Origin of the sequence: Streptomyces sp. A 4/2, from assembly GCF_940670765.1 — a bacterium.
Lineage (GTDB): Bacteria > Actinomycetota > Actinomycetes > Streptomycetales > Streptomycetaceae > Streptomyces.
Window position 1 is genome coordinate 460666 of the sequence record NZ_CALNVW010000019.1, and the last position, 8823, is coordinate 469488.

Annotated in this window: 7 protein-coding genes and 1 pseudogene; 5 read left to right on the plus strand and 3 right to left on the minus strand. The window is 64.7% G+C overall.

All coding sequences use genetic code 11. The annotated features are described in order from the left end of the window. Positions 1-14 precede the first annotated feature (14 nt). From NBY69_RS14760 to NBY69_RS14780, 5 genes are all read left to right on the plus strand, one after another. On the plus strand, positions 15-926 hold the full coding sequence (locus NBY69_RS14760) for a hypothetical protein (protein ID WP_250301333.1): 912 nt from the start codon (positions 15-17) through the stop codon (positions 924-926). Continuing rightward, positions 923-1684 carry a hypothetical protein gene (locus NBY69_RS14765; RefSeq protein ID WP_250301334.1) on the plus strand — a complete coding sequence of 254 codons (762 nt, stop codon included), beginning with the start codon at positions 923-925 and terminating at the stop codon, positions 1682-1684. Before NBY69_RS14760 ends, NBY69_RS14765 begins: the two co-directional genes overlap by 4 nt. Positions 1685-2299: 615 nt before the next feature. Next, positions 2300-3394, plus strand: a complete 1095-nt coding sequence (locus NBY69_RS14770; protein WP_250301335.1) for a restriction endonuclease — start codon at positions 2300-2302, stop codon at positions 3392-3394. Between the two features lie 1490 nt (positions 3395-4884). Beyond that, positions 4885-6405, plus strand: a complete 1521-nt coding sequence (locus tag NBY69_RS14775) for an AAA family ATPase (RefSeq protein WP_250301336.1) — start codon at positions 4885-4887, stop codon at positions 6403-6405. Next, on the plus strand, positions 6402-7256 hold the full coding sequence (locus NBY69_RS14780) for an HNH endonuclease (protein ID WP_250301337.1): 855 nt from the start codon (positions 6402-6404) through the stop codon (positions 7254-7256). The genes NBY69_RS14775 and NBY69_RS14780 overlap by 4 nt, the downstream gene beginning before the upstream one ends. 675 nt (positions 7257-7931) lie before the next feature. Here NBY69_RS14780 and NBY69_RS37635 read toward each other — a convergent pair. The 3 genes and pseudogenes from NBY69_RS37635 to NBY69_RS37645 form a co-directional block, all read right to left on the minus strand. Further along, positions 7932-8057: pseudogene (locus NBY69_RS37635) on the minus strand (transposase); the annotation flags it as partial. Continuing rightward, a complete protein-coding gene (locus NBY69_RS37640) occupies positions 8024-8383 on the minus strand; it encodes a transposase (protein ID WP_374211276.1) in 360 nt (119 codons plus the stop codon). The gene NBY69_RS37640 and the pseudogene NBY69_RS37635, both read right to left, overlap by 34 nt. Then, the gene (locus tag NBY69_RS37645; protein WP_374211273.1) at positions 8304-8762 is read right to left on the minus strand and encodes a transposase; all 459 of its coding nucleotides are present in this window, start codon (positions 8760-8762) and stop codon (positions 8304-8306) included. The genes NBY69_RS37640 and NBY69_RS37645 overlap by 80 nt, the downstream gene beginning before the upstream one ends. Positions 8763-8823 lie beyond the last annotated feature (61 nt).

Consider the following 8823-nt stretch of genomic DNA (forward strand, 5'->3'; position numbering starts at 1 on the left):
GCTGTACTGGCGAGGTGGAGCGAAAGCACGCACTGGCATCGGTCACCCACCTGCGGCGACACGGCGGGGCGGCGTCCGACCGTGTGAGTGACCGGCGGGCCGAGCAGGTGCGCACCCGGGTCCGGCTCATGATCGAGATCACGGCGCAGGCAGGGGCGTACCGGAAAGGGCTGGTCGCGGCCGCTCTTCGCCTCAGCCCGGAGGAAGCGGCGATCCTTTCGGATCTGGAGCGCCACGGACTACAGGTGCCCCAGTTGCACGACGTGCTGTGCGGCGGCCATGTGCTGGTCGATGATCCGCAGCTGTACGAGGACTGGCGGTTCGCCAAGGTGAGTCACAAGCGCCTGTCCAGTCATCACCGTGACATCGACAAGGCGCTCTATCCCGACATCGGGATGAGCGGGGACGTGGTGCGCGAGAAGCTGCACGGGCGCACCGCCCAGGGCACCTGGGTGCAGTTGGAGAAGACACCGGCTGCTTTCGGCGGGCGGAAGCTGCCCACGGTGAGCGACCTTCGCCACCTCATGGACTACGTGGTCTACCGGGTCACGCGCAGCAATGTCGGGCCCTGGGGGCTCTCCCGGATGACCGAACGGCGCCCGCTGTACCTGGCGCCGCTCCTTACCGTGCCGACGTCCCTGACGCCCCCGGTCGCGCGGGTGCTGACCCAGGCACTGCGCCGGATCGAGGAGGCCGACGACGTCACTGCCGTTTCCGCGGACCTGGCGGCTCGGTTCCCGCCTCCGGACCGGGAGGACCTGGCCGGCGAGCTGGGACAGTCGCTGTCCGGCAGGGCGGGCCGTGGTCTGTTCGGCAACTCCGAGGTGTCGGTGACCGAGACCCTCTCACGCAGCGCTGCCACGGTGCTCCGTGAGAGTCGTGTGCCGCCTGCGGTAGAACTGTTGCAGCCGGGAGGACCGTCATGAGCGGCGACGATCAGCGGGATGTTCCACCTGCGGCGCCGTCGGACGCGGGTGCTGCGTCCGCCCCTTCGGGGCTGGTGTCGGCCGTGGTGAACCTGGTCGACACAGGACCGGTGCTGCTCGGCGCGTACACCATCGCGGAGCTCACCGCTGTGGACGCGATCGTGGACTTCCTGGAGGCCAGGCCGTCGGACGACGTGATCGCCGAGGCCGTCCGCTCGCTGGCGGCCCGACAACTGCTGCTGGCGGGTGACACGGGCGAGCAGGTTCAGGTGCAGGGAGACCTGGGCATCGCCGTGGCGTTCCAGCAAAGGGCCCGCAAGGTGCTCGACGCCCGCACGACCGGGTCGGGTCCGGGTGAGCCGTGGCGGATCCTGTTGCTCCCCCAACCCGAGCGGATCTGTCTCATGGTCCGCATCGATGCGCTCGGCGTCCACCAGATGGGGCTGTACAAGCTCGACGAAGCCCTGAACATGCTCACCGAGTGGCTGCCCCGAGGCTCGTCGGCGGCCCCTGATGAGGCAGCGGACACCGAGGCCGTGCTCGCTGCCGCGGAGCGCTCCGCGCTGATCACCGTCACCGACTACACGGCGCAGGGATCGGCCGAGACCGCGGGCAGCAGCAGGGATCTGGTGCTGGCCCGCAGTGGCGGACGGCTGCACGTCCTTGCCCGGGACCCCGGCGACCGGGAGAAATTGGTGCCGGACCCCGACTCAGGCAAGGACAACGTCCGCGAACGGCTCGTCGGCCTGCTGACGTAGACGACTGCCGAGAGCTCCTCCCTGGGAGAGAAACCCCCAGGTCAGAGCGGTAATGCTTTGTGCCCCCGGCAGGATTCGAACCTGCGACACCCGCTTTAGGAGTGGGATCGAATCCCTGATGGGTGGTTCTTGCTCGTGCCGCGTGGGGCTGTTCTGCCTGATCAGCACCACGCGGCACGGTGCTCAATCCCGCGAGTGACGGCTCATGCTTTGCCGTCCGCTCACGCATCGCTCACGCATCCAGCCTTGCCGATCCACCGCATCAGCCAACAGCTTCGAAGGACCATTCCCCTTGCATCACAGTCAATGCTGCTGAGATGACACCTTCCTCTGCTAGGTCGTGTCGTCAAAGTAGCGCCAACCCTCGTCGGCCTGCGGAGGCGCCACTCTGCGCTCCGACGCAGGGCTGGACGTCGGCTCAAGCGATCAGCGCCTGGCATTCCAGGGTGGGGGGCCTTGCCGCACCGGTACGGGCTCCGGGCCTTGCGAGGGCGGCGGCACTCGTCGCCCTCGACCAGTAGCGCCACCGCCAAATTTCTCATGGACAGACTCACGGACCGCCCTGCGGCCATAGCATGTTGTGGCGCTGTCACGTGATGCTGGAGGAGGCGGGCCATGTGTTCCGAGTGCGCTTCATACGACTGGTCTCTGGATCGTTCGCTGCTCGAATGGCTTGCGGAACTGGTTGGAATCCGGATTGGGCTCAGTGTTACGGAGGCTGAACTGGGTCGCATCGTGCGTGAGGCGATGACGGAATTTCCGGTCCGCAGCTACAAGCAAGTGAACGATATTTTCGGCCGAAGCGCGCTTGAGCGCCTTGGATTGCGGGGTGCCGTCGCCGCTGGAAAGGGGGTGATGGTACGCGTACACGAAAGGGTCGGAGATGCAGAGCTGGTCGCCCGGGCAGTCGCCTTCGTGATGGAACGCATTGTGAGGCCGGGGGTGGTTTCCAAGGAATGCGTGGCGCCGGGGGCAGGGTCCGATCTCATAGATCAAGTTTGCACTACTGGATATCTCCCTCGCGTTCACATTCCACAGCTTGAGTGTGGGATATCCGATACTGGTGCGCGTGATTGTGTAGAGGAATCCTTGCGGCTCCACGGTAAAAAAATGGCGGATGTCGTCGCTGTCGTGGTCTATGAGATGCAGTTTGGTGCGGATCGAAGTCCAGTTGTACTGGGCTCGCAAAGGAATTGGAACGACCTTCTAGAGCTGTCTGATCTTTTTTCTTCGGAGTCAGTGATGGCTTCATACGGAAGGTTCTTTGATCAGCGTTTCGTGAACTACCTAGCTGCCAATTATGAGGTGATTGGGGCGGTTCACTGGAGAAAGTTTGAAGGGCTCGTTGCTGAGTATTTTCATCGGGCAGGTTTCCAGGTGGAAATCGGGCCGGGTAGGAATGATAATGGAGTGGACATTCGAGTCTGGGATGATTCTCTAGCTGCTGATGTATCGCCACCCACGCTCCTAATTCAGTGCAAGCGTGTGAAGCGTGAGATCGACAAAGTCGTTGTGAAGGCTCTGGCTGCAGACGTCGCTTGGGAAGGTGCGCAGCAAGGTTTGCTCGTCGCGACAGCAGGCTGGTCGCCGGGGGCGCGGGAGGTTGTCCGTACCAGGAGCTATCAGGTAACTGAGGTGAATAGAGACGCTGTACAGACGTGGCTGGAGGAGATGCGGGCCGCAGGCAATGGGATGTGGTACCCAGCCTGAAACTGAGCCAGCTTTCATAGGGGCCCGAATTCCGAAGAGTGCCGACGCCAAGAGGCTCGTAGCGTCAGCTTCAATGGCAACCCTCAGAGGACAGGTCCACTGACCTCTTTTGGCAACGAGAGCGCCAATGCCGGGCTCGCTTGCTCTGCACAGGACGCGGGCCCGATGTGGTGCGGGACGCACCCAGCCGCGCCCGCCCTTGCCCCTTGCCGGGCGTCGCCCACGCACGATGAGATGACTGAGGTCGGCGCAACGGTGCTGCCGGGCCGGGGCAATTGCGGCGAGAGGCACTGCGCTGAGGGCCGCGCGGCCCTGGTCCTTACCACCCCGCCCTTCCTGTGCGCCGTGGCCAGCTGCGCAGGGGAGACCGATCGAGGCCGGCCTCCGTGCAGGCAAACCGGACACGGGTGGACACAGGGGGCGTGGGAGGTGCCCCCGGCGTACCGGAAGCCACACCGCCACGTTAGCCGCTCGGACTTTGCCACGATTCCGAGGTCGATCAGCGCGCACCTCGTGTCAGCAACACCATTGTCACAGCGGGCGGTTGCACCCTCCGTGGGCCTTCCGGACGTGCCAGAATGTGCAGCGAAGTGCTTACACCTAACGGCAGAGGCCCGCGCGCGTTCTCCAACATCCCTACCCCCACGCAGAGCGGCCGCAATTCGAGTGTCGGACGCATCGCTGCGGGCCCGGAGGACAGGCCAGTCCCCCACCTTCGGCGCTGCGCTGTCTCTGACTATGGGTCCCTGGCCTGTCCCTCACCCCCGGCGCCAAACGGGAGCGAGGCACTACCCACCCGAACCGGGGTTCCCGCCAAACCCGGTTCCAATCGGAAGGATTTTGCGATGGCCAGCAACCTTGACCCGTGAGCCGCCGGCTGCCGATCGCCCTGAGTGCGCTTGCCGCCACCTCAGCCTCGGTCGCAGTCAGCCCTTGGATTGCCGTCGCCGCAGTCGGCATGCCTCTGCTTGTGTTCGTCGGCATTTTCATGCCGGCCGTCTGGTCTAAGAGGCCCGCCCGACGCCGCGATGCCCGCCTTCTCGCTGAACGCATCCTTCGGATGCTAGAGAGGGGGCACTGACGATTCCCTCACGAGCCACACGTGCGCCGCCGCAATCCTGCGAGCCCCGTTGCCGTCTGTCGGCGACGGGGCTCGCGCATTCAGCGGGTCAGGCAGCCTGGACTCCGCCGAGGTACCGATGCCCGGACCGTACGGAGCAGCCGAGTCGCTCTGCCAGCGTCGTGCCGGTGACCTTCGCATCCTCGGCCTGCACGGATGGCCACGGTGTTCTTAACGACGGTCAGCGGGACGGCCCTCCTGGCAGTGCGCTTCGGAGGGACCGGATCTTACGGGGCACTGTCGCGCTAGCCCGCGCACAACTGCGATTCTCACGTTCCATGGTTCCCGTCGCGGATCGCGGCACTGGAACTACAGTGTGATCTCGTGTTGGTATGGCCCCCGGCTTCCCGGGGAGGGGTGAGGTGACATCATGCAGTTCGTCGTGGTGGAGGGGACACAGGATCTGCCTGAGGACTACAGGGGCGCTTACCTCATTCCAGATAACTGGAATGACTACGGCTACGTGACGATGTACGAGCTGGGCATCAAGCGCCGTGGGCGACGACCGAAGTCCATTGGCGGCGTTCGGATCGGGCATCTTGAGATGGGGTCAAGTCGCCATGATGAGTTCTTTCGGACAGAGCAACGCCTACCACGCCGCTTCGAGACTCTCGCTGAAGGTTTCTTCAGCCTGGGAGTCCAGGACACATACTACGAGTCGCTAAGCGGGCTGGGTGCTCGCGCCAGAGTCGACGTTCTGGCTGCGTTGCGGGATGTGGCTTACGACTACAGCAGGGATGTTGTGGAACGTGTTTGGGGCCTGAGAGTCTTCAAAAAATCTCTGATGCGCGATGTCCGCCATCCGCGCGCGGAGCTGGAGCGTCTCCACCTCATTGCCCGCGGCCGCGATCGCGTTGTTGATTTCCAGTGGGACTACGTGCCTCCCAAGTCTCATGGCTCAGCGTATGAACCACCTATACTGGGCTTCCGTGCCAGTCCTGCCTCGCTGCCGCCGAGCAACGTGCATGCTCTGATCGGCCGCAATGGAGTGGGCAAGACCAGCATGATGCGCGACATGGCTAGCGGCGTGGCGTCGGGGAGTATCGAGGTCACCCAGCTCGCTGAACGCACAGCCAGGAGCACACCGAACGTGGTATTGGTGTCCTTCAGTGCCTTTGACGAACTCCTTCATCACCCGGACGCTCCTGCGGGGTTCGCCTACATCGGGCTGCGTGACGGTGAGGAGCCGCAGCGTTTGAAGACGAGCGAAGACCTGTCCACGGAATTCGCCGACAGTCTTGCTACGGCTCGAATCGGTGCCCGGCGTAGCCGGTGGGAGCAGATTCTGAGCACGCTCAGTTATCCGGAGTCCGGATTCTTGGATGACTACGCAGGCGATCTCGAAGATCTGTTGTCCGAGGGCTCTGACCGCCGGTTCAAGGCCGCTGCGGGGCGGCTCTTTGCACCGCTGAGCTCTGGCCACAAGATCGCCTTGCTGACCTTGACACGACTGGTCCAGGAGGTGACCGAGCGCACGGTCGTCTTCATGGACGAGCCCGAAGCGCATCTGCAGCCACCCCTGTTGTCAGCGTTCATCCGTGCGCTGTCTGACTTCCTTTCCGACGTCAACGGGATGGCGGTCGTGGCCACGCACTCACCGGTGGTCCTGCAGGAAGTACCGAAGACGTGCGTCTACAAGTTGCGCCGCTATGGCGACGTCGTGACAGCCGAGCGGCCGCTGATGGAAACCTACGGTGAGAACGTCAGCGCACTCACCCACGAGGCTTTCGGCTTGGAGTCCACCGCCACCGGCTTCTATGCGGCCCTGGCCAAGGAGGTCGCCGAGGGGCGCAGCTATCAAGAGATCCTGGCGGACTTCGAATCCCTGGGAAGCGAAGCCCGCGGCCTGCTGCGCGTCCTCACTCTCAGCCGGGACGGGAACGCCTCATGATTCCGCTCGATCCCCCCGCGATGAAGGTCAAAGACACACTGACCGCTGCCTGCGGGCGGATGCAGAACTCCGTCTTGAGGTTACGGCTCCTGGCCCGTGAGAAGGACCTGTCTGCTGCCGAGAAGACCTATACCGACGCTGCCGAGCACAACGCCCTCTACGCGCTAGCCGTGACTGCGCGGGATGCCGAGGAGCAGATACCCGACCGCGACGGGGAGCACCTCAGGAATCTCTACAGTGCGGGGCTGGTCGGGCGCAAGCACGGGAGAGAGAAGTACGACGAGCTCAAGGCCCGCGCGCCGTTCGGGCGTTGCCTGCTGTGCGGCAACAGTGAGATCGGCTCGCTCGACCATCACCTGCCCAAGGACACGCTGCCTCTCTTCACGATTTGCCCGGTCAACCTGGTGCCGGCATGCAGCAAGTGCAACCAGGCCAAAGGCGACCGGATCGGCGCCACAGCCAGCCAGCGCACTCTCCATCCCTACTACGACCGCCCCGGCCAGGCCGGACGCTACCTCTTCGCCGACATCACAAGCTGGCCCGTGCAGTTCCGCATTCAGGCCCTGCCTGTATGGGACGCTGAGCTGCGTGCTCGTGTCGAGCACCATTTCGTCACGTTCAACCTGGCACAGCGCTATGCCGAGTTCTGCATATCCGTGCTGACCGCCAACCAGTGGCTCCACCAAAAAATCCGACGCGAGAGCGGCCTCTCGGCCCTGACTGCACACCTGCAAGAGGACGCTGAGCAGCACGCCAGCACCCATGGACTCAACACCTGGGACACAGCGCTGCGTTACGGCCTTGCCGACAGCAACTGGTACCTCCACCACGGAGTCAACCAGAACCCATAACACGCCATGCTTGTGCGTCGCGACGCATCGGCTCGATCTCCAGGGCCGGTTGCCCGCCAGCCAGCGGGTCAGAAGATGCCTTCCGGAGCCCGACACTTGGCTGTGGCTCCTTGCCACAGACCCTGGCGCGGGTACATCGGGGCATGGCACCCGCTGATCTGCTCGACGACTGGCTCCCGATGCCTCGATGCAGGACGAGCTCATCTCGGTGTTCACCGCGCACTTGGAGGCGACCGGCGGCCTGGAGTGACATGGCTCCCCGCGCACCACACGGTGAAGCCTTAGGCGGTGTCGTCAAAGGCATCACGAGCAGAGGCGCCTCACGCCTCGCTCCCGAGGTTCTGATCAGCGGATCGCTACGATCAGGCGCTCACAGCCGGAGAAGGAGATCATGGCCGAGTCGCTACCAAGCCGCGTCGAGTGCTGGACCTGCTCGAACGGACTCGTCGTTTTCTGAGAGCGATCGCATGTTGTTGGAGTGCGAGGAGTGCATGGCCGGCCGGTGGGCACCTCCGGGCGAGGGAGAGCAAGAGTCTGGTTTCCTCACGATCGGCCTGCTCACGCGCCCGGCGACACTCGCCGAGATTCAGGCGAGCGGCTGGGAACACCTCGTCCGTAGCGCCTTGGACACGTGAACGCGCGTCCGCCTGACCCCACCGGCGACGCCATCGAGAGTCAGGCCCACAGGAGCAGCGCGGCCAGCGTGACGGCCGCCCGGTAGGACTCGGCCGTCTTGTCGTAACGGGTTGCTATGCCGCGCCACTGCTTTAGCCGATTGAAGGCCCGTTCGACGACGTTGCGGTCTTGTAGAGCTGACGGTCAAAGGCCGCGGGGTGGCCGCCGATTCGTCCCCGTCGCAGTCGGTTGGCGACCTGGTCGGCCCGCTCCGGGATCGTGTGTCCGATCCCGCGATGCCGTAGCCAGTCGCGGATCGCCTTCGAGCTGTACCTCTTGTCCCCGAGGACGTGATCGGGACGGATCCGGGGCCGTCCCGGTCCTATCCGGGGCACTCGGATCGCGTCCATCGCGGTGGTGAGCTGTGTGCAGTCATTGGTGTTCCCACCGGTCAGGACCAGGGCCAGCGGTCGGCCCCGGCCGTCGACGGCCAGGTGGGGTTTGCTGGTCAGGCCGCCCCGCGAGCGACCGAGCGCCTGGTTCTGAGGCCCCCTTTTCGCGCCCCGGCGGCGTGCTGGTGTGCCCGCACGATAGTGGAGTCGACCGACACGAGCCAGTCGATGTCGCCAGCCGCGTCCGCCTTGGCTTGCGCGGCCCGCAGTATCCGGTCGAAGGTTCCGTCCCCGGCCCAGCGCCGGAAGCGCGTATGCAGGGTGGCCCAGGAGCCGTACCGCGGGGTACGCCTCGCCAGGCCACCCCGGTCCGGTACTTCCACAGGATCCCGTTCAGCACCGTTCGGTCGTCCAGCCGCGGACGACCCTTTGCCGACCTTGGCAGCAGAGGTTTCAACAGCTGCCACTCGGCGTCGGAAAGATCATGACGGCGTATCACCCCGCTAAATCCCCACGCTCAAGCCGTTGACCAGGACATACACCGAAGTCCGGCTGGAGTA

Excerpts from the sequence above, each read along its gene's own strand:
- NBY69_RS14780 (WP_250301337.1), top strand. The coding sequence starts at position 6,402 with ATGATTCCGCTCGATCCCCCCGCGATGAAGGTCAAAGACACACTGACC.
- NBY69_RS14770 (WP_250301335.1), top strand. The coding sequence starts at position 2,300 with ATGTGTTCCGAGTGCGCTTCATACGACTGGTCTCTGGATCGTTCGCTG.
- NBY69_RS14765 (WP_250301334.1), top strand. The coding sequence starts at position 923 with ATGAGCGGCGACGATCAGCGGGATGTTCCACCTGCGGCGCCGTCGGAC.
- NBY69_RS14775 (WP_250301336.1), top strand. The coding sequence starts at position 4,885 with ATGCAGTTCGTCGTGGTGGAGGGGACACAGGATCTGCCTGAGGACTAC.